General features: G+C 39.6%; 27 protein-coding genes. 1 reads left to right on the top strand and 26 read right to left on the bottom strand.

What is annotated here, in order from left to right:
• Positions 1-3 precede the first annotated feature (3 nt).
• The 10 genes from yfmH to ezrA all read right to left on the bottom strand — a co-directional run bounded on the left by yfmH (position 4) and on the right by ezrA (position 12395).
• Complete coding sequence (yfmH, locus tag A3G9_RS0101685) at positions 4-1281, bottom strand: EF-P 5-aminopentanol modification-associated protein YfmH (RefSeq protein WP_002821750.1); 1278 nt, start codon at positions 1279-1281, stop codon at positions 4-6.
• Entirely contained in the window at positions 1271-2524 is a 1254-nt protein-coding gene (locus A3G9_RS0101680) for a M16 family metallopeptidase (protein ID WP_002821749.1), read from the bottom strand. Before A3G9_RS0101680 ends, yfmH begins: the two co-directional genes overlap by 11 nt.
• Positions 2525-2531: 7 nt before the next feature.
• On the bottom strand, positions 2532-3965 hold the full coding sequence (cls, locus tag A3G9_RS0101675) for a cardiolipin synthase (RefSeq protein WP_002821748.1): 1434 nt from the start codon (positions 3963-3965) through the stop codon (positions 2532-2534).
• Positions 3966-3968: 3 nt separating this feature from the next.
• The gene (mreD, locus tag A3G9_RS0101670) at positions 3969-4514 is read right to left on the bottom strand and encodes a rod shape-determining protein MreD (protein WP_002820347.1); all 546 of its coding nucleotides are present in this window, start codon (positions 4512-4514) and stop codon (positions 3969-3971) included.
• Complete coding sequence (gene mreC, locus A3G9_RS0101665) at positions 4507-5358, bottom strand: rod shape-determining protein MreC (RefSeq protein WP_002821747.1); 852 nt, start codon at positions 5356-5358, stop codon at positions 4507-4509. Before mreC ends, mreD begins: the two co-directional genes overlap by 8 nt.
• A 12-nt stretch (positions 5359-5370) precedes the next feature.
• Positions 5371-6378, bottom strand: coding sequence for a rod shape-determining protein (gene mreB / locus A3G9_RS0101660; protein WP_002821746.1), 1008 nt, complete (start codon positions 6376-6378; stop codon positions 5371-5373).
• Positions 6379-6423: 45 nt separating this feature from the next.
• Entirely contained in the window at positions 6424-7638 is a 1215-nt protein-coding gene (locus A3G9_RS0101655) for a bifunctional folylpolyglutamate synthase/dihydrofolate synthase (protein ID WP_002820351.1), read from the bottom strand.
• A complete protein-coding gene (locus A3G9_RS0101650) occupies positions 7631-10339 on the bottom strand; it encodes a valine--tRNA ligase (protein ID WP_002821745.1) in 2709 nt (902 codons plus the stop codon). The genes A3G9_RS0101655 and A3G9_RS0101650 overlap by 8 nt, the downstream gene beginning before the upstream one ends.
• 1 nt (position 10340) lies before the next feature.
• On the bottom strand, positions 10341-10550 hold the full coding sequence (locus tag A3G9_RS0101645; protein ID WP_002820771.1) for a hypothetical protein: 210 nt from the start codon (positions 10548-10550) through the stop codon (positions 10341-10343).
• A 141-nt stretch (positions 10551-10691) separates the two neighbouring features.
• Positions 10692-12395, bottom strand: coding sequence for a septation ring formation regulator EzrA (ezrA, locus tag A3G9_RS0101640; protein WP_002821744.1), 1704 nt, complete (start codon positions 12393-12395; stop codon positions 10692-10694).
• Between the two features lie 271 nt (positions 12396-12666).
• On the opposite strand from ezrA, the gene rpsD reads away from it, so the two are divergent.
• Positions 12667-13281: a 30S ribosomal protein S4 gene (rpsD, locus tag A3G9_RS0101635; RefSeq protein WP_026163821.1), complete on the top strand. Its 615-nt coding sequence runs from the start codon at positions 12667-12669 to the stop codon at positions 13279-13281.
• Between the two features lie 84 nt (positions 13282-13365).
• Here rpsD and pnuC read toward each other — a convergent pair whose 3' ends face one another.
• From pnuC to dnaX, 16 genes are all read right to left on the bottom strand, one after another.
• Positions 13366-14136, bottom strand: a complete 771-nt coding sequence (gene pnuC, locus A3G9_RS0101630) for a nicotinamide riboside transporter PnuC (RefSeq protein ID WP_002821742.1) — start codon at positions 14134-14136, stop codon at positions 13366-13368.
• Between the two features lie 150 nt (positions 14137-14286).
• The gene (gene groL, locus A3G9_RS0101625; protein ID WP_002820778.1) at positions 14287-15921 is read right to left on the bottom strand and encodes a chaperonin GroEL; all 1635 of its coding nucleotides are present in this window, start codon (positions 15919-15921) and stop codon (positions 14287-14289) included.
• A 3-nt stretch (positions 15922-15924) separates the two neighbouring features.
• A complete protein-coding gene (locus A3G9_RS0101620) occupies positions 15925-16200 on the bottom strand; it encodes a GroES family chaperonin (protein WP_002820779.1) in 276 nt (91 codons plus the stop codon).
• Positions 16201-16312: 112 nt separating this feature from the next.
• Complete coding sequence (locus tag A3G9_RS0101615) at positions 16313-16978, bottom strand: redox-sensing transcriptional repressor Rex (RefSeq protein ID WP_002821741.1); 666 nt, start codon at positions 16976-16978, stop codon at positions 16313-16315.
• Positions 16979-17061: 83 nt separating this feature from the next.
• Entirely contained in the window at positions 17062-18087 is a 1026-nt protein-coding gene (tsaD, locus tag A3G9_RS0101610) for a tRNA (adenosine(37)-N6)-threonylcarbamoyltransferase complex transferase subunit TsaD (protein WP_002820781.1), read from the bottom strand.
• The gene (gene rimI, locus A3G9_RS0101605; RefSeq protein ID WP_002820782.1) at positions 18084-18599 is read right to left on the bottom strand and encodes a ribosomal protein S18-alanine N-acetyltransferase; all 516 of its coding nucleotides are present in this window, start codon (positions 18597-18599) and stop codon (positions 18084-18086) included. Before rimI ends, tsaD begins: the two co-directional genes overlap by 4 nt.
• Positions 18583-19308 (bottom strand): tRNA (adenosine(37)-N6)-threonylcarbamoyltransferase complex dimerization subunit type 1 TsaB, encoded by a 726-nt coding sequence (tsaB, locus tag A3G9_RS0101600; RefSeq protein WP_002820783.1) that lies wholly within the window; start codon positions 19306-19308, stop codon positions 18583-18585. The genes rimI and tsaB overlap by 17 nt, the downstream gene beginning before the upstream one ends.
• Entirely contained in the window at positions 19305-20303 is a 999-nt protein-coding gene (gene galE / locus A3G9_RS0101595; RefSeq protein ID WP_002820784.1) for a UDP-glucose 4-epimerase GalE, read from the bottom strand. Before galE ends, tsaB begins: the two co-directional genes overlap by 4 nt.
• A 34-nt stretch (positions 20304-20337) precedes the next feature.
• Complete coding sequence (locus tag A3G9_RS0101590; protein ID WP_002820785.1) at positions 20338-21087, bottom strand: acyl-[acyl-carrier-protein] thioesterase; 750 nt, start codon at positions 21085-21087, stop codon at positions 20338-20340.
• Positions 21080-21943, bottom strand: a complete 864-nt coding sequence (rsmI, locus tag A3G9_RS0101585; protein ID WP_002821739.1) for a 16S rRNA (cytidine(1402)-2'-O)-methyltransferase — start codon at positions 21941-21943, stop codon at positions 21080-21082. The genes A3G9_RS0101590 and rsmI overlap by 8 nt, the downstream gene beginning before the upstream one ends.
• Positions 21915-22817 (bottom strand): AAA family ATPase, encoded by a 903-nt coding sequence (locus tag A3G9_RS0101580; RefSeq protein WP_002820787.1) that lies wholly within the window; start codon positions 22815-22817, stop codon positions 21915-21917. Before A3G9_RS0101580 ends, rsmI begins: the two co-directional genes overlap by 29 nt.
• The gene (locus tag A3G9_RS0101575) at positions 22817-23143 is read right to left on the bottom strand and encodes a cyclic-di-AMP receptor (RefSeq protein WP_002820788.1); all 327 of its coding nucleotides are present in this window, start codon (positions 23141-23143) and stop codon (positions 22817-22819) included. Before A3G9_RS0101575 ends, A3G9_RS0101580 begins: the two co-directional genes overlap by 1 nt.
• Positions 23140-23781 carry a dTMP kinase gene (gene tmk / locus A3G9_RS0101570; RefSeq protein ID WP_002820789.1) on the bottom strand — a complete coding sequence of 214 codons (642 nt, stop codon included), beginning with the start codon at positions 23779-23781 and terminating at the stop codon, positions 23140-23142. The genes A3G9_RS0101575 and tmk overlap by 4 nt, the downstream gene beginning before the upstream one ends.
• Positions 23778-24005, bottom strand: coding sequence for a hypothetical protein (locus A3G9_RS0101565; RefSeq protein WP_002820790.1), 228 nt, complete (start codon positions 24003-24005; stop codon positions 23778-23780). Before A3G9_RS0101565 ends, tmk begins: the two co-directional genes overlap by 4 nt.
• Positions 24002-24607 (bottom strand): recombination mediator RecR, encoded by a 606-nt coding sequence (gene recR, locus A3G9_RS0101560; protein WP_002820791.1) that lies wholly within the window; start codon positions 24605-24607, stop codon positions 24002-24004. Before recR ends, A3G9_RS0101565 begins: the two co-directional genes overlap by 4 nt.
• On the bottom strand, positions 24607-26391 hold the full coding sequence (gene dnaX, locus A3G9_RS0101555) for a DNA polymerase III subunit gamma/tau (RefSeq protein WP_002820792.1): 1785 nt from the start codon (positions 26389-26391) through the stop codon (positions 24607-24609). Before dnaX ends, recR begins: the two co-directional genes overlap by 1 nt.
• Positions 26392-26404: the final 13 nt, after the last annotated feature.

Genomic DNA, 26404 nt, shown 5'->3' with positions numbered 1-26404 from the left:
ATCTTATTCAACAGGATTTACGCAAAAACTACTAAATGAATCAAGATTGTAATAGCTTTCAAATAAATTAACCGCTTTGCGATAAGTTAACTCCCGCAACTTTTCAATTACTCGAAAAATATTTACGTCCGTATTAAAAACATCAGCAATTGTAAAAACATTATTTTCCAGCTGATCTAAAGACATCGAAAGTTCCCCCAAGGAAGCTTTCTTTTGCCATTGGAATTCTTTTTCCAGTTCTTGACTATAAGAGATATTTTTCAATTGAGAATATATCTCCTTGAACAATTCTTTATTTTCGGAATGGCCAGTAAAAGTGATGAAATTATAATTTCGGCCAACATCGGCTTGTGCCGAGAAATCGTCATTCAAAAATCCTTGATTATAATTCCTTAAATACCAATCGGAGGAATCCGAAAAATAAATGCCTAAAATCAAATCGCTTGAAAAAGACAGATCAATCGCCGTATCTATGTCAGGCAGGTTCCCACTGCCTTTGATACCTGCTGCTAACAAAGGAAGAGCAACCGGCATATTCTGTTCGGCGCTTTTTTTAACCGGAATTTTAGCGTTGAAACGATTGACTCGCGAAAAATTAATCCTGGGACGCGTTAACCGAGCCTGTGTCTGTTTCAACAAAGCTAAAAGACCGGTGGGATCAATATTGCCGGCAATTTTCAATTGCAAGTTGCTTGGCTGGTAGAAGTATCGATGAAATTTATAGAGTAAATCAGCGTTTATTGTTTCGATGCTGTCAATATTGCCGGCAATATCCTCTCCAAGAGGTTGTTTCCGATAAAGATTTTTCATTAGTCCAAAAGATGAAACCCAGTCCGGCATATCTTGATACATTGATATTTCCTGTCCGATAATTCCCTGTTCCTTAGCAACCGAAGCCTCGGTGTAATAAGGTTCCTGAACAAATTGCAACAAAAGTTTGATCGATTGATCAATATTTTCGGTTCCCTGAAAATAATAAACGGTCTGGGACTGACTAGTGTAGGCGTTGGAAAAGGCCCCATATGCACTGAATATTTCACTAACATCGCCATTTTTCTTTTCAAACATTTTGTGTTCCGCGAAATGTGCTGTCCCGGAAGGAAAAATAATCGTTTCACCCTTTTCATCAACAATTTGTTGATCGGTTGCTCCGGCATTAACAAAAAGAGCTGCAAAAACGGAATGGAAATCTTTTTTTGGAATTAAAGTTATTTTAAGACCGTCGTTTAAGGTCTCTGAATAAACCCGTTGATTGTATGATCGGAAATTTTCAGTTTTCATTTATTAATAAGGCCTCGGTTTGTTCAATAGAATGTCGAGAAAAGTCGGATACCTGATCCTTTGTAACTGAATTAATTATCCTAATAGCGTCATTCGGATCTACTTTATATCCGCTCAAAAAACTGTTCAAATGGTTTTCAACTGCGCTCCCCTGATAATCCTCACTCGATATAATGCCTGTCGTCAATTCTTTTTTAATTGACGCAAATAATTTATCGGAAAAGTTACCATGTTTAATATTGGTAATTTGTGCTCTTATCTCCTTTTCGACTTCAACTAGATTATTTTTGTCAAGTCCAGCCTGAATAACCATCAGACTATCTTGGCCGATAATTGAAGAATTAACATAATAAACCAAGTGCCTTTTCTCGCGAATGTCAGAAAAAAGCAATGACTGGCTGGAACCGCCAAGCAGCCTTGAAAATAAAATCGCCAGAAAACGTTGTTCCGAAGAATAATTGTAATCGATTAAACTGTAGACATCTTCAATTAAGGACTGATCTCCTCTTTCATAAAGCCTTACCTTTGTAAAATTATGCGTTTCCTGCCTATAATTCAAGTCCTTCAAAGCGGCCGATTCCGTTGATAAAATCGGCCATCTTGCAATAATTTTTTTGATATTTTCCTTTTCAATCGGACCGGAAACAGACATTGTCACATGATTGGTCAACAGCATTTGTTTAAAAGCCTCAACGATTAAGAAATTTTTTAATTTTTTAATAGAATCGGCATCTCCTTCCGGCGATACTTGCATATTTGGATCGGAAAAATACTTCATCAAAGCCTGCCGATGAAGCTTGTAGCTTTTATCGTCGAAAGCTGCCAAATATTCTGCTAAAAAGTTCTTTTTTTCGGTTTGAAAAAAAACTTCCGGAAACAAATCATTAATAATTAAAGGTCGGTAAATTTGTTCAAATAAAAAAGCTAGTCCCTTTTCAACCAGCGGATAACCATCAGCAATATTCGGATTCGGCAATTTTAAACTAAAACGAATCTTAGAGATCTGCCCAAAGCGAACAGTTGAAACAGAAAAATGAGCCCCATAAAGTCTATTTAACTGTCGGGCAATTAACTGACGATTAGAAAAAGCCTGGGAACTATTTTCAAGTATCCTCGCCAGCATCGCTCTGGGCGCAGCAGATTCTTTTTCAAAGGATTGACAAAAATCAACGACTATTTTAACCGACTCAAACTGATCCGTACAAATTAGATCAAGATTTATTCCATTAGATAATTTTTCCATATTTTCCTTAAAGTATCGGTGATAGCAGACGAGAAAATTTCTGTAATACTGTCATCCAAAATCCCTGTGTTTCGAAATCTTTTTTGCTTAAAAGCTTTGACTTGGAAATGTCAATCGAAATTTGTTTCTTGATTTTTTTAGCGAAATAGCTGCTGTAAATGAAAGCATTTGCTTCAAAACTTAATTCAAAAGATCGAATATCCATATTGGCTGAGCCAATGCTGACGATTTCATCATCAATAATTAAAAGCTTGCTGTGCAAAAAACCACCATCATAACGATAAACGTTTGCTCCGAAATCAATAAATTCCTGCGCATAGTACTGAGTTGCCCGGTAAACAAAAGGATGATCGGGACGATCCGGAATAAAAATGTTAACTTTGACGCCGGCCGCTAAAGCTATCGTAAGACTTTCGTAAATCGGTTGGTCGGGAATCAAATAAGGGGTCTGGATGGTAATTGATTTTGTCGCCAAAGTTATCATTTTCAAATAACCCTGTTTAATTTGCGCCGTTAAAGAATCCGGCCCCGAAGAGACAATTTGGATTGGATGAATTCCATTAACTTGAGTCGCCGGAAAATAATCTTCCAAAAAAGACAATTTGTCTTGTTTCTTAGCGGTTGCATTCCAATCGATAAAAAAACGCGATTGTAAAGAAAGTACCGAATCACCAATAATTTTAAGTTGGGAATCACGCCAATTGCCAAACCTTTTCGACTTGTCAAGATACTGATCACCTATATTGAATCCTCCAATATAACCAACTTTTCCATCAATCACAACAACTTTTCTGTGAAAACGAAAATTGATTCGCAGGGCTAATAATTGAAAGCGCCTGGTTAAAAAAGGATAAACGGTCCCGCCGGCTTTCAGTAAACGATGATACATTCCTAAATGAGTTCCGTGAGATCCGTATGCATCATAAATAACTCTAACCTCAACTCCCTGACGGGCTTTCTTGGCCAACAGATCAACTAATTTATTCCCGATAACATCATTGCTGATTGCAAAATAGGCTAAATGGATATGGTCCTTGGCCTTGTCTATTTCAGCAAATAAATCATCAAAAAAAGCCCGGCCATCAAAAAAAGTTTCCAGATCATTGCCATAAGTCAGTATTGATCCGGAATTATTTTCAAATAGTTCAACAAGCATACTCGCTTTTTGATTCAAATGTAAATGATGACCATAATATTTTTGGTTATCTCTGATTTGCTCGCGACCGACGATTTCCTGACTTGTAAAATCAAAGATTTTTTTATCGGAAATTCGGCGACCGGCAAACCAATAAATAACGAAACCGATTACGGGAACAAAAACCAAAACGACTAACCAGGCCCAAATTCTGCTAACATCCCTTTTACTCCAAAAAACCGTAATAAAAGATAAGGTCGCGTTTAGTACCAGGACTATTAAAATTACAGCAATCAACAAATTCATGAGCTATTTATTAATTATATAAGTTAACGACTCGACTGGCCGGTAAAAAATAATTTCAATAAAAGCATTAAAAATAATTGTTGGTAAAACGGTGAAAATTATGTAATTAGCAAAGGCAATATCGGTTTCATTAACTAAAATTCCAGCTATAAAAACCAAAAAATAAAAAACCAAAAGCCCGGTCGCGATTGTCCAAAAAGTTGACCAGATTCGGTAAGGCATGCGTTGATCGATTAGATAAACCACATAGGCGCTAACCAGATAAGAAACCAAATAGGTTCCAATCGCCTGTGTGTAATATAAATCAAAAATAAGGCCAACGGCAACTAACCACCACCAAAAAGCGAAGTGCTTATCGGAATGAAAATGAATTGCGTAAAATATGCCAACAAAAGTTAAATTAGGAAGAATACTAAAGTCATAAAAAGACAAAAAATTTGAAAATCCGGACATTAAACTGCCATCAAAAAAAACTAGAAAAATTAAAAAAATCGGATAGACAATTTTTGGGCGCAAATAACGGTTGTTTGAAGTAATTTTATTATTCATTACCGCCAACTCCGGTTACTACAAGCACACTGGAAATATCCGATAGATTTGCGGCTGGTTTTATGTAAATTTCTTTGGCAATACCGTAAGTATCGTCACGAACACTAACAACTTTACCAACGTAAAGTCCCTTTGGCAAAATTCCTCCAAGTCCGGAAGTTTGGACAAGGCTCCCTTTTTTAACTGTAGATTTTGAAGTTAATTCATCAAGAACAAGTTCATCCGTATCAGAGTCGTATCCTGAGATAATCCCATTAACAACTTTTCCACCACTGGTGACCTGAACAGGAAAACGATCAGAATCAGAATCGACATTCGAAATAAGTGTAACTTTACTGCTCGTATCGGAAACCTGGGTTACTTTACCGATCAAACCTTTGGAATCCAAAATCGGCGAATTCTTTTTTACACCGGCATTCGAACCCTTGTTAATAATCAATTGTCCATTCCAACTGCTGGGAGTTCGACTAACAACGACCGCGCTGGAAGTACTGTAGTCGGTTAAAGAATCTTTCAGTTTTAAATTAGCCTTGAGTTCCTTATTTTCTTTTTTTAACGTCTGAATTTTCACTTGATCAGCAGCAATCTGATCCACACGCTTAACAAGACGCTGATTCTCTTTGTATGTTTTAAACAGTTGCGTCAATGAATTGGTCGATTTTCCTAAGGCACTAGTTGGTGCCGAAACACCGCGACCAAAAAAAGCCCCTACATCTGAAACAAAGCGCTGGACAACCGGTATTTCTTTCGCCTTGCTATAAAAAAGACTTGACCCAATAATCAAGCTGACAGCTACAACGACTGAAATTATAGTAATTAAAATTTTCTTTCCGTTAAATCGCAAAACTAACCTAATTTATCCTTTAAATTGTAACTGGGAAGAGCGAAGCATCTCACCCAGTCCGTTAACAACTGCTTCCTGTGGATTTGGCGCAATAAAAACTGGAACGTGAACTGTATCGGCAATTGCCCGATCCAAAAAACGCAAATTAGCGCCACCGCCAGTTAGAGTAATACCGCGATCAATAATATCTGAAACCAATTCTGGGAGAGACTCTTCCAAAGTTGTCTGAATCTCCGTCAGAATATGATTTACGGGACTGGCAATCGCTAAAGCGACATCCTCTGCTGTAACATCGCGTTGAGCCGGAAGGCCGGAAATTAAATCAATTCCTTTGACAGTCGCCGAACCTAATTGTTTTGAAGCCTTAACATTTGCTGAACCAATTTCTTCTTTAAGGATTTGAGCATCCCCTTCGGAAATTCGGAAATTATAACGCTGCAAAACCATATCTTTAATTGCATCGTTCATTGCGTCGCCGGCATAAACGGTCGAACGGGTTGCGTTAGCTTTACCCAAACTGATCGTAGCAATATCAACCGTTCCGCCACCTAAATCAACTACCATTGTTCCCGGGGCATCGTAAACCGGAAGTCCTGCGCCAACGGCAGCAGCGATCGGCTCGTCAATAATATAAGCATCTTTAACACCGGCTGATTGAGCAGCATCTTTAACAGCCCTGCGTTCAACCTCTGTAACACCACTAGGAACACCGATAATTGCAACTGGTTTTCCCGGATGATTATTGTAGGCAACGTTTAAAAAATAATTCAAAAGTCCGATCGTCGCATCCAAATCGGAAATAACGCCTTTTCGTAATGGGCGGATGACCGAAATAGTTGGTGGATTCTTTTCAAACATTTTGTGAGCTGCTGAGCCAACAGCCATTAATTCGCTTGTTGCTGTATCTTTTGCAACAAAGCTTGGTTCGTTAATAATAACTCCGGATCCTTCTAAAAAGACCAGAGTATTGCTTGTGCCGAGATCGATCCCGACATTTTTTTGTCCAAATCCTAATGCCATATGTGTCCTATCCTCATAAGTATAACACGCTGTTTTCTTACCTTTTTAATTGCTTTTTGCTAATTTTGCTTTTAAATATGCGCGTGCTTGGCTAACAAAATAAAGCGAACCGGTAACAACGATCATTTGTTTTTTTGGGTCGATTTCGCGCAACAGATCATCTAATTGCCAATGCCATTCTTTATAGCTGCTAGACTCGGCTGTTTCTTTATAAGCCTGCCAATTAACCGGAAAAACGGTCGCCAACGGCAAATCAGAAAAACTAGCGACCGAAATATTTTTCTTCTTCAAGTGGCCAAAAACAATCAATTGTTCTCGATCGCCATACTCTTTTAGTAATGAATCATTAAGTGTCGCAATACCTTGAATGTTATGAGCTCCATCCAAAATTATCAAGGGGTCTTTAGAAATTTTTTCCATCCGTGCCGGCCAGGAAACATAATTTAAAAATTTGATCAATTTATCCTGTGGCCAGCTGTCAATAATTTTCAAAAAATGATCGGCTTTTGCCGTCTCATGCAGATAAAGTTTAACCGCCGCCCAAGCCAATGCAGCATTATAGCGTTGATAATAGCCACGCGAAAGTGGAAGTTTGGAATCGATTTGTCCATAAGGAATCTTCAGTTCTTTTGCACGCGCTTCAATCACATCTTTGGCTTCATTCGGGATCCGGCCATAAACCAAAGCTTTGGTACTCGGCTTAACGATCCCAACTTTTTGAAAAGCGATTTTTGCAAGTGTGTCGCCTAAAATATCCATGTGATCAAGCCCAACGCTGGTAATAACGGCAACAGTCGCATCAAGAACGTTCGTGGAGTCCCAAAGACCGCCAATCCCAACTTCGACGACTAGAGCATCCAAATGAGATTCGGAAAAATAAAGGATTGCAATCGCGGTAATGACTTCAAATTCAGTCTGGTCAGTATAATTTTCAAAAACAATCCTGGTGTATTTAAGCAAATCGTCATCTGAAATATACTTGCCATCGATCTCAATTCGTTCATTGAACTTAATAATAAACGGAGAAACAAATAAACCGGTGCGATATCCGGAGGCAGTCAAAATTGCCTGTGAAAAACGAGAAACGGAACCTTTGCCATTGGTCCCAGTAACATGAATAATTGCCGGTAATTTCTTTTCCGGATGACCGATTTTTTCCAGCAAATTCAACAATCTTTCTTGCGTATCGTGTTTAGCCCGCTTCCCTGCTTTCGTCAAGGAATGAATCCATTCGACTGCTTCATTTTCATTTTCAATCATGATTTTCTTTCAATTCTTTAATACGGGACTCGGTGGCATTTAACTTCTTTTGCCAGTCGCTAAGTTTACTCCTTTCAGCTTCGACAACTTGTTTTGGTGCACTATGAACAAATTTATCATTCGATAATTTTCCCGATGAGCGTTTGACCTCTGCGGTAAACTTTTTTGCTTCTTTTTGAAGACGGTTTATTTCTTCATCCAAATTAATCAGTTCCGCTAGGGGAATGTAAACAGTCGCTCCCGAAATAACCCGTGACATCGATAGCGACGGCGCTTGAATTTTTTTGGAAATTTCCAACTGTTTAGGGTGTCCGAAACGATTGATATAATCAATATTACTCCGAAAAATTTCTTCCAATTTTTCGTCATCGATTTGAATAAGAATGTCAACCGGAATTGAAATTGGTGCTTTTGCTTCAGTACGAATATTCCGAATTGCAACAATTAAATCCTGTAGGATTGTAAAGGATTTTTCCGCCTGTGGATCATTCAGAGCTTTATCAATTTTTGGATAGTCGGCAATTACCAAGCTTTGATTATCTTGGTGTTGAGGCAATTGTTGCCAAATAGCTTCAGTAACAAAAGGCATGATTGGGTGCAGCAAACGTAACGTCTGATCCAATACATAGGCTAAAACCTGTTGAACCGGCCTTTTGTTTAGTGCTGAATCATCATTCAAAGTTTCCTTGGTCATTTCAATATACCAATCGGCAAAATCATCCCAAATAAAGTTGTAAAGTTGACGGCCAGCTTCACCAAACTCGAATTTATCGAAATTTTTTGTTACATTCTCAATCGTTGAATTCAAACGCGATAAAATCCATTTATCGGCCAAAGCTAAAAGATTTCGATCGGGCAGCTCGATTTTTGTATCAGTTTCCAAATTCATCAAAACATAGCGAGAAACATTCCAAATTTTATTAATGAAATTCCAAGCTGAATCCATTTTGTCATTGGAAAAGTTCAAATCCTGTCCCGGAGTTGAACCGGTAGATAAGAACCACCTTAAGGCATCAGTTCCGTATTTGTTAATTACATCCATCGGATCGATTCCATTACCCAAAGACTTGGACATTTTGCGGCCCTTTGAATCACGTATCAGTCCATGAATCAAAACGTTTTTAAAGGGTCGAGTACCGGTAAATTCTTTGGCTTGGAAGATCATCCGGCTAATCCAAAAGAAAATAATGTCATAACCGGTAACCATTGTCGAAGTCGGATAAAAACGTTTGTAATCGGAGTTATTCGTATCCGGCCAACCAAGTGTTGAAAATGGCCATAGAGCACTGGAAAACCAAGTATCCAACACGTCCGGGTCTTGTGTCCAACCATCGCCTTTTGGAGCAGTTAATCCAACATAGGTCTCTTTTTCGCCTTCTTTCGTGTCACGATACCAAGCTGGAATTCGATGTCCCCACCAGAGCTGTCTTGAAATAACCCAATCATGAATATTGTTCATCCAAGTCTGATAAGTATCTTCAAAACGAACAGGCCAAAAATCAACTTTGTCATTTTGTTGTTTTTGCATTTTTAGGGCCTGCTCTGCCAAGGGTTTCATTTTTACAAACCACTGGGTGGATAAACGGGCTTCGACTTGAACATCGGTTCTTTCGGAATGACCAACTGAATGGACAATTGGTTCGATTTTCAACATATAATTGCCATCTTGAAGATCATCAACAATCGCTTTGCGAGCTTGGAAACGGTCCATACCCTGATATTTACCGGCGTTTTCATTCATCGAAGCATCTTCATTCATTGTGTTGATTCTGGGTAAGTTATGACGATTACCAACCTGAAAATCGTTTGGATCATGAGCCGGCGTAATTTTAACCATTCCAGTCCCGAAATCTTTATCAACGTATTGATCGGCAATAATTTCAATTTCACGGTTAACTAAAGGAACGACAATCTTTTTGCCAACTATTTCCTTGTAACGTTCATCAGAAGGGTTGACAGCAACAGCGGTATCTCCAAACATCGTTTCCGGACGGGTTGTCGCTATTTCAATATAGTTCTTGCCATTGAATTTGAATTTTTTATCGACAAAGGGATATTTAACGTGATAGAAAGCTCCTTTATCATCTTTATGAATAACCTCAATGTCGGATAAAGCAGTTCGAGCCTGAGGATCCCAGTTGATAATATATTCTCCACGATAAATCAGCCCTTTTTTATATAAATCAACAAAGACTTTTCTAACAGCTTCATTCAGGCCTTTGTCCAAAGTAAAACGTTCCCTTGAAAAGTCCAAAGAAAGACCCATTTTGGCCCATTGTTCTTTAATTATCGAGGCATATTCATCTTTCCACTGCAAAACTTTATCAACAAATTTTTCCCGACCTAAATCATAGCGAGAAATACCATCTTCACGCAAACGAGCTTCGACTTTCGCCTGAGTAGCAATTCCGGCGTGATCCATTCCTGGTAGCCATAAAGTGTCGTAACCCTGCATTCTCTTTTGTCGAATCAGCATATCCTGCAAGGTTGTGTCCCAAGCATGTCCCAAATGAAGTTTTCCGGTCACATTTGGTGGCGGAATAACAATTGAATATGCCTCAGGCTGCCCATCGGCATATTTTGCAGGTTTTAGCTTCTTGTCAACATCCGGATTGAATAATTCTTCTTGCTGCCAATGGTCGTAAATTCCCTTTTCAATCTCGCTTGGATTATATTTAGTCGACATATTGATTTCGCGCATTTTATTTGTCCTTTCGACGAGTGTATATAAAGGTTGCCAAAGCAACAACTAACAAAATAATAGCCGCCAGATGCATTTTGTCATGAAAAGCTAATTCTAAAATTTTCTTAATTAAAAATAATCTTGCTCGCATAATCAAAATAAAAACGCCCTGAGAAAATCTCGGGACGCTTTTGCGTGGTACCACCCAAGTTGCTTGTTGCCAAGCCACTTAATATCTTCCGTTTTCTATATCTTAGCAACCTTCGATTTAAGCGTTCTGATTTTCACCAACCATCAGATCTCTATAAACGTTATCGTCTACTCCTCTAAGTTGACTATTAGTATATCTAACCAACGATTTGCTTTCAAGCTAAAAAGGTGTCTGATTGCGATTAGTATAACCATCTTTTAATCGCTCATAACTGCCGGGGTCAACCTGATCCAAAGCCCGGCCGACCAAATCAACCGTTCTTCCGTAATCAAGATCCCGTTCATAGTACAAACGTGCCTGCTGCAAAGCCGAAATAATTTCTTGGCGATCGGAAAAACGATTTGCATAATGAATCAACTCGACAGCCAAATTGGCATTAACATACAACTCCGAAGAGCTGGACTTAAGATCAGCAAGATCCGTTGTCACCTCATGAGCCTGCCGCTGAGCATCATCAAGATTGACTCTTGAAGCCGAAACCATATTATTCAAAGCCTTAATTTCATCTTGTACCGAAATAAACTGTAAACGATAATCTGCCGGAAGCCCTGGCATATCGACCTGTTCCAAAATTCGACGAATGTTTGACAGTTCGCCTGAGTATTGAAGGGAAATTCTTTTCAGATCATCAAAAACCTGTGGATATGAACTAATTGTTATATAAAGATCTTTTTGATTCTTAGCAATCTGGTCTAGTTGTTCAAATAAGCCATTTTGAATTTCGCGGATAGCAGTAAAAGGAGCCTTCTTTTCGTGCCAACGTTTTTTACTCTCTTCGTTTTGCTCGGAAACGGATTTGATTTGTTCTCCCCAACCACGGGTGTCTTCTACCTCTGAATGCGAGAGCGTAAAACGATGTGCCAGACGATCAATTTCAAGTGTCAGTTCTTGATTTTGTGCACGAACGTGTTTTAATTGATTAGTTAATCGACGATCATTTTTCTTGACATCGTATTCGGCGCCATATTCGTTTTCAATCGTATCGTAAAGAGTTTTAATCTGTACTTCAAGAATTCTTTCGGCATCCGCTGTCTTTTTCATGTCCAAATTTTTCAAAGCATTTAAAATCTGGCTATGGCTCTTTTTCATGTCGGCAATTACAACATTTGGATCGGCATCGAAAACAAATCCTTGTTTTGTCAATTGATCGGCACCGTTTTGCAATTCCTTGAAGTTCGTTGGATAACGATTGACTAATTTATCATATAGTGGAGGAATATCAATCATTTTCTTTTCCAAATCGTTAGTCTCGACACGAAGTTGTTCATAAACATCAGTCGCAGCCGTATGGTCACCCGATTCGGTTAATTTAACAAACTTGGCAAAATTATCTTCCAAACCGGAGAGAACATTCTCTAGCGGCTCGGAGGCCGGACCATATTTAAAGGATTCGGCCAAAATTTTCTTCCGCAACTTGTCATATCTTAATCGAAGTTCATCAACCGCCTTGTGGTGTTCCTGATCGACTTCGTTCAATTTCTCCAAGCCGCCTTGAATACTGGCAATTTTTGCTTTCGTTTCTTTTAAAGTCGAATTCAAAGTGTTGAATTCATCGCGCGTTTTAAAAACATTCAATCCACGCGAATCAAAAACGACCGAATTGGCTAATTGGTCAATATGCAGGAACTTTGAATTCTCAATATCGTTATAATCGGCTTCCAACTGCTGATACTCATGCAGGGATTTTCCGGTTAAACTTAATTTACGGGCATCCAAAAGCGCTTGTCTGACGTTAATCTGTGCCAACTTGTCTTTTTCTTCTACAACTTCATTCGCTCGTTTTGCATAGGAACGCTGAAAAAGTACGGCGGCCAGGTAACTGACCAGTAAAATTATCGAAATTATTAATAAGACCCAAATCATAGCTGCTTACTATTTTATGTCTTATGGAGGCAAGTCAAAAGCAACATCAGCTTTTCTTAAAATATAGTTCGCTTTAATACGAACATAGCCAGTCCTCATGCTTGCTTTTCAGCCATTGAGCGCGTATTATGGAATGGTTGTTTACAGCAGTCAAGCAGGAAGCTCGTCAACAAATCGATTTCAAAGCAAATCTTTGAGTAGGCAAGCTGTTAGACCGAAGTCGATTTGCACGAATCTTGGCTTGGCCCATTTACAACAGAATGGAGAATATATGTCACGTTATACCGGACCAAAATGGCGTTTAAGCCGTCGTCTCGGTATTTCTCTTTCTGGAAGCGGCAAGGAATTAGCAAGACGCCCTTACGCTCCCGGTGATCATGGAAATACCGGACGTCGTCCAAAATTATCAGAATATGCCACGCAATTGCGTGAGAAACAAAAGCTTCGTTTTACTTATGGATTGTCAGAACGCCAATTCCATAATTTATTCTTAAAAGCCGGCAAAATCCGCAAGGGTTTGCACGGTACCAACTTCTTTATTTTACTTGAGACACGTTTGGATTCAGTTGTTTTCCGTCTTGGACTAGCGTCTACCCGCCCACAGGCTCGTCAACTAGTAAATCACGGACACATTCTTGTCGATGGAAAACGAGTAACGATTCCTTCTTATGAGGTTAAGCCTGGACAGATCATTTCTGTTCGCGAACGTTCAAAGAAAATCGTTCCAATCCTTAACTCGGTAGAGGCTTCATTGAACAACACTCCCTTTGTTGAGTTCGATGCAGATAAGCTGGAAGGAAAGTTAACTCGTTATCCAGAACGTGAAGAACTTGGTGCTGATATTAACGAATCTCTAATCGTTGAATATTACAACCGTCTTGGTTAATTTATTAATTAAGAATCACCTGATGGTGGTTCTTTTTTTTACAAAAATATACAAAAAAAGAAGCCCTTCGGCTTCTTAGTTTTTTCAATTGCTTGTTTTAACCGTATGGTGGAACCAAGCTATTTTTTTGTCCAGCAATGCAACGGCATCATTGGCCAAATAAAGCATGTAAGTGAAGAAGAGGACCAGTGAGGCATCTCCTTGAACAGCAGTAACTCCCCACAATGCAACTTGGGCCGCTCCCTGAATAATCCAAAAGTAATAAGACTCTGAAAAACGCAAAGTTGTTAAAAGTGCTCCAGTTATTCCGATCGCCGCAGTGAACGAATCGATAATCGGGCGAGGTGTCTTGGTAATATAAATCTCAAAGAAATATAAGACAATCCAAGCTGCAAAGAAAACCACTGAAAACATTTTGTACCAATAAGACGAATCATGTTTCTCATTACGAGCTCCGACTTCGGAAATCTTGCGTACTTTCTTTTCAACATCAATCGCCCAATTTGGTGAAATCAAAACAGGTATGTCAAGTAGAACAATATAAACTCCCTGAAGAATCGCATCAGAAGGGTTTTTAGCGTGGATTGCAACCACAATATAAATTAATGCGGAAATCAACCCAAAAACTCCATTTAAGGGACGTGTATTCGTAATTGCAAGTGTTGTAGTGAAGCCTAAAATAGCGGCTACAAAAGTCCAAATTGCAATTGCGTTCAAGGGTGCGCTAAATGTTTGCCATGCAATAAAAAGATAGCCAAATAGCAAGAGTATGTATGACGATGTTGACCAACCAGACATTTGGTGAATGTACCAAGATGGTTTAAATAAATCTTTAAAAGTATGTTGTTGCTCCATATAATTCCTCCAATTTTTTGTTCTATACGCGAGCGCGCGTTATTAAGAGTAACAAAAAAATCCTGATCGAAATCAGGATTTAAAACAGTAATTTAAATTTATTCAATTAACTTTACTATCATTAAAAAACTTAATTAAAAATAGAGAATTTTACATCATTCCCGGCATACCGCCAGCATTAGGAGCAGCTGGAGCAGCTGGAGCGTCTTTCTTAGGAAGCTCGGCAACAACTGCTTCGGTAGTCAAAATCATAGCTGAAACAGAAGCGGCATTCTGCAAAGCAGAACGAGTAACTTTGGTTGGATCAACGATTCCAGCATCAATCATGTTAACCCATTCGCCTGTCGCAGCATTGAAACCAACTTCTGGTTTTTCGCTCTTAGCACGTTGAGCAATAACCGAGCCTTCCAAACCGGCATTTTCAACAATTTGGCGTAAAGGCTCTTCTAGGGCACGAAGAACAATTCTTGCACCGGTAGCAACATCGCCTTGTAATGAATCAGCAACTTTCTTAACTTCAGGAATTATATTAACAAATGCGGTTCCCCCACCTGCAACAAAGCCTTCTTCAACGGCAGCACGAGTGGCATTTAAAGCATCTTCAATCCGATACTTCTTTTCTTTTAATTCGGTCTCAGTTGCAGCACCAACTCTAACAACAGCGACGCCACCAGCTAATTTAGCAAGACGCTCCTGGAGCTTTTCGCGATCAAAGTCCGAAGTAGTCGAATCGATTTCTTGACGAATCGACTTGATTCGATCAGCCAAAGCAGTCTTGTCGCCTTTGCCTTCGACAATTGTCGTTTTGTCTTTTGTGATAGTTACACGATTGGCTTGTCCCAATTGGTCAATAGTTACATCTTTAAGTTGTAAACCAAGATCCTCAGTAACAACCGTTGCACCGGTCAAAATTGCAATGTCCTGTAACTGAGCCTTGCGACGATCACCAAATCCAGGAGCCTTAACAGCAGCAACATTAAAGGTTCCACGCAACTTATTCAATACCAAAGTAGGAAGAGCTTCTCCAGTAATATCGTCCGCGATAATCAAAAGAGAACGTCCCTGTTCGACAACGCTTTGCAAAACTGGCAGAATATCTTGGATGTTTCCAATCTTTTGGTCAGTAATCAAAAGATATGGATTGTCCAAATTTGTTTCCATTTTGTCATTATCGGTAACAAAGTATTGGCTCATATATCCACGATCAAACTGCATACCTTCAACGACATCCAATTCGGTCTCGATACCTTTGGACTCTTCAATCGTGATGACACCATCATGACCAACTTTTTCCATGGCATCGGCAATTAATTTACCAATTTCTTCATTAGCAGCAGAAATAGAAGCAATCTGTTGGATAGAAGATGAATCCTCAACTTCGTGGGAATTCTTGTTTAAACCAGCAACTGCGGCTGCAGTTGCTTTTTCAATTCCACTACGGATACCAACTGGGTTAGCACCAGCTGTAACATTTTTCAAGCCTTCATTAACAATAGCTTGAGTCAAAACAGTTGCTGTAGTTGTTCCATCACCAGCGACATCATTAGTTTTGGAAGCTGCTTCCGTAACAAGCTTGGCTCCCATGTTTTCATAATGATCGTCCAACTCGACAGCTTTCGCAATTGTGACACCATCATTGGTAATTGTTGGTGTTCCATAGCTTTGCTCCAAAACAACATTGCGACCCTTAGGACCGATCGTTGTCTTAACGGCATCCGCTAATTTATCGATTCCAGCTTGCATACGAGTGCGAGCATCTTCAGAAAAGCGTACTTCTTTAGCCATATATTACAATACCCCCAAAATATCTTTTTCGTGAACAATGAGGTAATCTTCCCCGTCGATCGTAACTTGAGAACCGGCATATTTATCAAACATAACTTTATCGCCGACTTTAACAGACTTGGGAGCTTTTGAATCTCCAACACTTGTCTCCGAAATTGCCACAACAGAACCCATCACTGGTTTTTCTTTGGCATTATTTGCAATTAAAATTCCGCCAACCTTTTCTTCTTCAGGTTGGTCAATACTAAGAACAATTCGATCGCCTAATGGTTTGATCATGTATGTAAAACCTCCTTTTAATTTGTTCCGCGTAAAATTATAACGCAATTGGTCAAAAAAGGTCAAACTTTTTGACAAAGTCTGACCTTTTTAAAATTAAATTGAATAATGCCTATTTGGCACTTTTAATGTTTTCAAAATTATCAACGAAATAAATCAAAGTCTGCATCCCGGTCGTTAAATCAACATTCTGGACCCTGACACTATTTGGAACCGTGATTCTAATCGGAGAGAAGTTTAGAATGCCCTTAATACCGGCATCAACCAATTGGTCGGTAACTTCCTGGGCGGATTTTCCGGGAACCGTCAGAATTGCAATCGTAACATTTTCTTTATTTAATTCGCTTTTTAAATCGCCAATCGAATAGACCGGGATCGTTTCACCCTTTTCATTATCGATCTTCAGTTCCTTTTTCTTTGGATCGACATCAAATCCCATTACAATCTGAATGTTGCTTGAATGAACAAAGTTGTATTTCATCAAAGCTTGGCCTAAATTACCAGTTCCGACCACGGCAACTTTATTAAGCTTGTCCTGAGACAAAACCTTGCTAAAGAAATCCAGCAAAGCCGAAACATCATAACCGAATCCACGCTTTCCAAGAGCTCCAAAATAAGAAAAATCACGACGAACCGTGGCTGCGTCAAATTTGATCGCCTCGGAAATTTCTGTTGAATTGATCCGCTTTATGCCTGCTTCATGCAGCGAGGATAAATAATAATAATAAATCGGCAAACGTTGAGCGGTTGCGCGTGGTATCTGTGTATCAGCAGTCATAGTATATTCAAATCCTTTCATTGACCTAAGATATATTAATTGTAAACGAATTAGATAAAAAGATCACAAAAATTGTGAAATGCTCACATTCTTGCAAAATTTAAAGATGGATCAACATTCAAATCAAGTGGTGCAAATAATCTCTGTTTGTAATTAAGATAAGCAGCTGCACCGATCATTGCTGCATTATCACCGGATAATTTAATCGGTGCTTCCGTAAGTTCAATTTTATATTCTTTCGATAAATTTTCAAAAGCAGTTCGTAAAGCCAAGTTGGCAGCAACGCCGCCACCGAGCAATAGCTGCTTTGGTTGAAACTTTTCAATTGCCAATCTACTCTTTTCGGTAATTGCTTCAACGACTGCTTTTTGAAAACTTGCAGCAACATCGTTCCTATTGAATTCTTCTGAGACCTGTTCGTGATGGTGAACGTAGTTTAATACAGATGATTTCAAACCGGAAAAAGAAAAATCAAAATCGTCTTCGGTATGTGCAATTGGAAATTTAATAACAGCCTTACCGTGACCAGCCATTTCTTGAATTTCTTTGCCAGCTGGATATTTAAGGCCAAGAATCCGACCAACTTTATCAAATGCTTCGCCGGCAGCATCATCAAGCGTTGTACCGATGATTTGAAAAGTATTCTCTTTTTCCATCCAAAGTAATTCCGTATGACCTCCGGAAACCATAATTGCCAATGCCGGATAAACCGTTGCTTTGACAAAGTTGGCTGCACTGATGTGCCCGGCTAAATGGTTAACGGCAATAAAAGGTAAATGATGGACCATAGCAAATGTTTTCCCTGCCATCAGACCAACCAATAAAGATCCAACTAAACCAGGACCGTAAGTTGCTGCCACCGCGGACAATTGCCGTTCAGGATCATTAATACCGGCTTTTGTCAAAGCTTCTTCCGTTACGCGATTGATCCATTCTAGATGATGGCGGCTGGCAACTTCGGGAACGATTCCACCAAACCTTTGGTGGCTGGCAATTTGAGTGGCGACAACATTGCTGAGAATTGTATTACCGTTTTTAACAACTGCCGCACTCGTTTCATCGGCTGAAGATTCAAAGGCTAATATTATATCATCTGTTTTCTCATTCATAAGCACCATTCCATCTCAATTGCATCCTCATGATCATCATCGTAATAACTGGGCAATTCCTGTATCTCTTTAAAACCGAGCGTTTCATAAAGCTTACGCGCTTTTCTATTTGAACGGCGAACTTCCAAAGACAGAATTCCCAGATTGTTTTCTTTAACCAATTGCCCGGCAAACTTAATCAAGTAACTGCCAAGTCCTTTGTTTTGCCAAATCGGCAGCACGGCAATATTCGTAATGTGCAAATCATGTTGCCGTTTGCGATAAGAGATACCAATGAAAGCAATCGCCTGTCCACCAACATTGGCCGACAAATACAAATTGCCGCGGCCTTGATTGATTTCCGAAACAAAAGCAAATTGATTCCAAGGGGCGGAGCCGGTATAAACAGCCTCTTCAATCGCGACTAATTTTTTCGTATCTTCCAAATCGACCTGGCGAATCAAAATTTGTGTGTTGGCAATCTCGATCCGTCGTTCGCTAAAACCCTCGATTTTTTTAGACTTCAGAAACATATTTGCTATATTCCCCATCCTTCGCTTCCGGATGTTTCGCTTCCCAATTCATTTCGGCAGCTGTTTTTCGCAGGTAATTGGGAACAAAGTGATCAGGATCAATGACCGGTAAAAACAAAGCCGACTTTGCCAGAACTTTTGGATCGATTAAACGATTGGATTTCTGCTCGACAAATTTAAAAGCATTATCCTTGATTTCATTTTTGAACTCGTCGCCGCTTCCTTCTTCAAAAACAAAGCAGCTATTCTTTGGCAGTTGTTTTAGCAGCTTGGAAAAAACCCAGTGTTTTTCAGAAACTACAACTTTTCCCTGCTGATCATAAGCTGCGGCAAAAACGTTATGGTTGCGAGCATTAATCAGCGGTACTTTCAATTGACCGGCAGTAAGCTTTATTGAATCACTAATTGCAAAAAGGGTTGAAACCGCCACCAAATCGCAGGAAAGCTGACTGGCCAAAATTTTGGCAACCGTTGCGCCGATCCTTAATCCAGTAAAAGAACCAGGCCCGGCTGTTACCACTATTCTATCCAAATCTTTGTAATCCCAAGCTGCTTTTCTCATGAGTTCGGAAATAGCCGGTAAAATCTTCATCGAATGTGTTCTGGCCAGATCATGCTCATGATTATGAGCAAAAAAAAGGCCGGTTGTCGAATCGAAAATACCGACATTCAGCGTCGATCCGCTTGTATCAAAAGCTAAAATTTTCATTGTTCTTTATCATCATAGCCATTTGGATGTTTAGTCATCCAATTCCAGGCAGATTTAATTTCATCCTCAACGTTACTTAATTTAGGATCCCAGCCAAGTACTTCCTTGGCTTTTTTCGGGCTAGCAACCAAAGCGTCCGGATCACCGGCGCGGCGGGGGCCAATCTCAACTTTAAAATCAATTCCAGTCACCTTTTTGGCGGCACTGATTAATTGTTTATTTGACATGCCCATTTCTGTTCCCAAATTGAAACGATTGGATTTATTTTCTCGTTGCAAATATTCCAAAGCCAGAACATGAGCATCTGCCAAATCAACAACATGTACGTAATCACGAACGTTTGTACCATCAGGAGTATTGTAGTCATCCCCAAAAATAACCATTTTATCTTTCTTGCCCTGGGCGACCATTAAAATATTTGGAATCATATGCGTTTCCGGATTGTGATCTTCGCCAATTGAACCATCGGCCTTGGCTCCGGCAACATTGAAATATCGAAGGGCAACCCCTTTAATTCCATAAGCTTGATCGGACCAAGCCATAATTTGTTCCATCTGTAGCTTTGTCAATCCATAAGGATTAATTGGCTTTTGTATTTCATCTTCGGTAATCGGGTTATGTTTTGGAACTCCATATGTCGCAGCGGATGAAGAGAAAACGATCTTTTTAACATTGTGATCACGCATTGCTTCAAGCAAAGAAATCACACCGAAAGTATTATTGTCAAAATAAAAAAGTGGTTTTTTCATCGACTCGCCGACTTGAGTTAAAGCGGCAAAATGAACGACTGCATCAAAATCGTTCTCATCGAAAATTTTTTTAAGAGCTGTTTTATCGCGGACGTCGGCTTCATAAAATTTAGCCTGATCCGGAACCGCTTGGCGATGACCGGTCCAAAGATTATCCACAACTGACACCCGATCGCCGTGAGCAAGCAAACGATCGACAGTATGAGAACCAATATATCCGGCGCCGCCTGTAACTAATACATTCATTTTCAATCTCCCTTAATTGTCTCTGATAATGTTATCACTCAACTTCCGACCACTCAATTTCAGCTTGAGCATTAATCAGCGAATTATCCGATATTTCATGGACGCTATGCAAAGGACCGATAAATTGAGCCATCGAAACGACTGACTGGCTCAGCCGGATCTCTTTAACATATTTAATCAAAATTCGTTTCGGTTCATGCCTCAACAAAAAATTTTCCGCAACCGGGACTAAAAAGAACTTTAAATAATTGGAATTATTAACATGTTGATTGGTATCGATATCAAAATAATTCGCTTTAATTTCTTCGACCGAAATTGAAGCTCCGCTGAAACTTCGATCAAGATCGGCCGGCTTCTCCAGTCTCTCAAGACGATCAACGAGATTGCCTTTTAATGGATCCACAAATTCAGAGTCGATACTAACCAGACGGCGACGCTTTAAATCAATCATTGCCCACAAAGAATCAATATGAATTAAAGTATTTCCATCTTGATCGAAAAAATCAAAATCGCGAAAGGCAAAAAAACGATTATGTCTTTTTGGATCAGTCCTGATCTTGATCTTTTCGCCTAAATTCGGACGACGATTAATCTTAATATCATACTGTAATAAGATCCAACCATGATGAGCTTCGACCAAACGCTGCATACCGATTCCCATTTCAACAGTCTGCTTGGAACTGACCGAAATTGCCAATTCCGTGATCATCGGCAAAGAAAGTTTTGCTGTTCGATCACAATAGAAGTCCTCAATATAAAGTTCTTCGGAATAAATTTCAGACATCGTTTTTCTCCTTATGGTAAATTTTATAAACATCGGCTCTAATCAGGCCCAACAGCTTTGCAACTGCTTTAATAGCATCAATTGGTTTCGTTCCAGAAGCAATTCTTTCATCGATCAAATCGACAATTAACTCATCAGAAGGCACGATTGCTTCGTGAATTTTTTTTATCAATAAAACAAATTCTCCTCGCGGACGATTGCTTTTTATAAAATTCAGTGCTTGAGTAATATCACCACGATAATAGGATTCGAATTTCTTTGTTAATTCTCTTGCTAAAACAACCTTGGTTTTTTCACCGAATATTGCACGAACATTTTCCAAAGTTTTGCCAACACGAAATGGAGATTCATAAAAAATTAAAGTTGAGTCTAAGGGCATCAATTCTTCTAACTGTTTTTTCTGTTCGGAATCCTTTTTCGATAAAAAGCCAATAAAAGTAAATTTATCAGCTGGAAGGCCGCTTGCAATCAAAGCTGTGATCCCAGCCGAAGCGCCCGGCAGGCTGATTACATCAACCCCATTTTGGATTGCCGCTAAAACCAACTCATGACCCGGATCGGAAATCGAAGGCATTCCAGCATCCGATATCTGTGCAATATTGAGACCTTTTTTCAATTTATCGACTAATTCCGGTACCCTTTGGGCATAATTATGTTCGTGTAAACTAATTAAATCTTTTTTTATTTGGAAGTGTTGAAGAAGGATTCCTGAATGACGTGTATCTTCCGCAGCAATCAAATCAACTTCTTTCAGCGTCGAAACAGCTCTGATAGTCATATCATCAAGGTTTCCTATCGGCGTTGGTACCAAATAGAGTTTTCCATATTCACTTGTTTGAAAACTTTTCTGTTCCATTAACCATCCTTAAAGCTTCCAAAGTAAATGATTCAAGCATTGTCTGCCAGCTGACGGTAAATCTCGATCGTTGATAAATTACCAGCCATCTATCCAAGATATCAGCCAAAACCGAATTGGGTGCCTTTTCCAATCTCATCGACAATTCGCTCGAGAGGGCAAGATTGAAAATATTCTGATGTTCATTCGTATCGACAAAATTCAACAAATCGCTTTGTACAAAAGCAAACGATTTTTCTTGACGATTAAATATTTCATCAAGCCACTCTGTAATCGATCTTTTCAAATTAATCGCGAAACCGTCTAGCAAAAGATCGTCTGCTTGGCTGATTGATTTACTAATCCGGCTGATAAAGATTGCTTCGTCTTCTTGAATGCCCTTATCGACTAATTGTTCGCTAATTTCCGATTTTTTCTGTTTGGGAATATTAATTAATTGAACTCGTGACAAAATTGTCGGCAAAACCCGATTGCGGTTTCTAGCCTGTAAAAAGATATATTGGCGATCATAGGGTTCCTCGATAAATTTAAGAATCGAATTGGCAGCGGAATCGGTCATTTTATCAGCGTCATCAATTACGGCAATCTGGGGATGCTCCGATTTTTCGGCGAATATATCACGAACTGTGCGCATCTGGTCGACCGATAACGTTTTTTTTCCTTCAGGAATCTTCACTTCGATTAAATTGGCATTTTCAAAAACATCGTCACCAGTTTTTTCTCGTAAAATTCGGCTGCTGATCGCAGCAATCAAATTATGTATTTCTCTTGGATCTTCACCAAGAAAAAGGTAAGCATGAGAAAGCTTACCCGATTCAATCAAATGCAAAAAAAAATGCTTTAAGTCATTAACTTTTGAAACTTGGTTTGGCATTAAAAGTGTTGAAAATCCTCGATCGCCTGAACAATAATTGTCGCTCCACCGATTTCAACTTCAATCGGTTGGCCAATCGTATCAATACTCATATCCAAACCAACTGGTGGAGTCACAAATTGTTTGCGTGTCTTGGAATGCTCCTTAATGACTCCGATTGTAGTATTGACTTCGTCATCTTTAACGGCAATCAGGAAAGTCGAATTCCCAGAACGTAAAAATCCGCCGGCAGAAGCCAAACGGGTCGCACGAATATTATGCTCGACTAGAGCATTGGCAACTGAAGAAGCATCCTTATCTTGTACAATTGCAGTAATAAGTTTCATATCCAACCTTTCAAACTTTCTTGAATTAATTGTAAAGCATTAATAGCTATTTTTTCAGGACTTTGTGTGGCATCAAGCACTTTTATCCGATTTGGCTGATCTTTGGCGAGCTGCAAATAGGTCTGACGAACCTTTTTATGGAAAACAAGTCGATCCTTATCCAAACGATTAACCTCATCACTACGATGCTTCATAATTCTTGCAATCCCGACTTCGCTTGGAAGATCAAGCAAGAGTGTTAAATTCGGTTGCAACCCATTGGTAGCAAAGTTATTAATTTCGCCGACAGCTTCAATTCCCAGTTCGCGGCCACCACCCTGATAAGCAATCGATGAATCAACAAAGCGATCCGACAAAACAATTTTTCCATCTGCCAAAGCCGGTTCGATTTTTTCCACCATATGTTGAGCCCGCGCAGCTGCAAAAAGTAGTGCCTCCGTTCGTCGATTCATTTCCGGATATTTCAGCCCCAGGACAATTTTTCGGATCGCCTCGGAAATTCTGACACCGCCAGGTTCTCTTGTTTCGATCAGATTATCGCCAAAAATATCTCTGAGAGCCGGCATTAAATTATCCAATAAGCTGGTCTTTCCGGCACCATCCGGTCCTTCTATGGTAATAAAAAAACCTTTTTTCATTTTCTAATTCCTACATCCTTCAAACGGACTTGACGCATCAGATAGGCCTGTTTATCTTTTGCCAGCATCGTTCTGGAATGAATAAAACGCTGGTTAACATGGCCGGACTGTAGGTTACGTTCCGTTTGAAGACAGGCATCGTAATCATCCTGTAAGCGACTGACTGCATCAATCAGGCTTTGATGAAAGAAATCGCTGTATGAAATTTTCTTTCCCCAAATCATATTTCCGTCCTCCCGTTTACTGCTTGTGTAAGTGTTAATTGATCAGCATAATCAACATTCGTGCCAACCGAAAGTCCACGAGCCAATCGAGTAACCTTAATTCCCGAAGGTCTGATCAAACGTGCCAAGTAAAGAGTTGTCGCTTCGCCTTCCGTTGAGGCATCCAAACCAATGATTACTTCTTTGACTTCTGAATGGTCAGACAGGCGCGTAATCAAACTAGTGATATTAATATCTTCCGGTCCCCGTCCCTCCATCGGCGACAAAACACCATTTAAAACGTGATAAAGTCCGTGATAATCATGAGTATTTTCAATTGCCATCTCATCTTGACTATTTTCGACAACGAAAATCTTACTTTGATCACGGGACTCATCGCTGCAAATAACACAGGGATCATCATCTTTGGAGGTAATAAAACCGCAAATGCGGCAAAAAGTCAGATCGGATTTACTGGCTGACAGACTTCTAGCAAAATTCTTAACATCGTCGTCAGACATTCCCAATGTATAAAAAGCCAAACGAGTCGCCGATTTTCGGCCGATACCCGGTAATTTACTATAAGATTCAATTAATTTTGCAATTGCTTCCGGATACTGCATTACTTATTTTCATCCTTTACTTTGACAATATCACCAAATAATTTTTTCGCTTTATCGACAACATCACGATTTTCAGATGATTCGGCCGGTGTTGCTTTCGCTTTGGAAGTTTCTGATTGAGTCGAATTCGGCAGCTGTGTTTCCTGAGTACTTTTATCCTCAATTTTTGCACCGCGAAGTTTTAAAATATAATTTTTTCTTAGGGTCACCCAATCGGCTTCGCTGATAAAGACCAGCTGATATTTAACTCCAAGCAAATCGAGAAGACTTTCGGAAAGTTTTGCAACAAAGTCCGGCGTTCTGGCAGCCGCCTCGGCCAATTCAGGATGGTTGAAAGAAATTATAAGTCCCTTTTGACTGGCGGCAACCGGTTCGGAATTTTCTGCCAGCATTGCAACAGATTCATCGAAATCCGCAACGATATCCGGCCAGGCATCTTTGACAGCCTGCAGTTCGCTTTTAACCGCTGCCTCCATTACTTGCCACGCCGAATCGTCATCCGTTTTTGCCAAACTAGGGCTTTCAAGCGGTTCCTCATTTTGAGATGCCGGTTTCTCGGTTGACTCGGGCACTTGATTGCTCTTTTCGTTTTTTTCCGCAATATCAACCTGCGCCTGAGGATGATTGTCAAAGTCACTTGCCATGCTTTCTGCCGAGCTTGCATTGCTATTAACAAGCACAGCCGAAGAACTCATCTCTGTTTTCGCTGGCGATGGAGTCTGAGCTTGTATGGCTTTCTGATCGACTTTTTTTAAACGAGAAGCGATTTTAACGGCAAGAATTTCCAAATATAATTCAGGACGAGTTGTTTGCTTCATTTTCATTAAATTATCGGAAACATCGTCGATTGCCTGTTCGAAAACTGAATTAGAAAACTCTTTGGATAAATTTTCAATCTGATTAAAAGCATTTTCAGAAACCAACTCCGGTGCGATTTTAATCAACATTAAATTCTTCAAGAGAACCAGTAAATCTTCCGCGAAACGAATCGGATCTTTACCATCCAATAATAATTTGTGAATATCTTTAAAGGCTTTGGCTGTTTGTTTCTCCAAAACATGTTGCAAAAACCCAATTTGTTGATCGATTGGACTGGTGCCGGTTATTTTAAAAACGTCGTCTAATTCGACACGGCCGGTTTTTGTGATTGCAACTGCCTGGTCAAGAATAGAAAGTGCATCGCGCAAACCGCCATCAGAGGCGTTGGCGACTATTTTCAAAGCCGCCGGATCATAAGCGATTTTTTGATCATCCAAAACGAATTCAAGCCGCTTAACGATTTGGTCGACATCGATCCGATGAAAATCAAATCGTTGAACCCGGCTTAAAATTGTTGCCGGAATTTTTTGCGGTTCGGTAGTTGCTAAAATGAATTTCACCTGGGCCGGAGGTTCTTCTATTGTTTTCAAAAGGGCATTAAAAGCTCCCGTCGAAAGCATATGTACTTCATCAATGATATAAATTTTAAATTGATATTCGATCGGTGCGTAATTAGCAGCATCGCGAAGATTTCTAATTTCGTCGACTCCATTATTCGAGGCGGCATCAATCTCGATAATGTCGGAAAAACTTTCACGATTATTGTCGTCCGGGATTCCCTCGATCTCGCGAGCAAAAATTTTTGCAACCGAAGTCTTCCCAGTACCACGCGGTCCGGCAAACAAATAAGCGTGCCCGACTTTATTAGACTTGAGAGCATTTTCCAGAGTTTGTGCAATAACTGTTTGGCCGACCAAATCACTAAAAGTACGCGGCCGATATTGTCGATAAAGTGCTTTATACATTATTAAAATTCTA

The sequence above is a fragment of the Oenococcus oeni DSM 20252 = AWRIB129 genome, assembly GCF_000372485.1.
Taxonomy (GTDB): Bacteria; Bacillota; Bacilli; order Lactobacillales; family Lactobacillaceae; genus Oenococcus; species Oenococcus oeni.
Note: the sequence above shows the minus strand (reverse complement) of the source record. Positions and strands in the feature narration are given on the sequence as shown.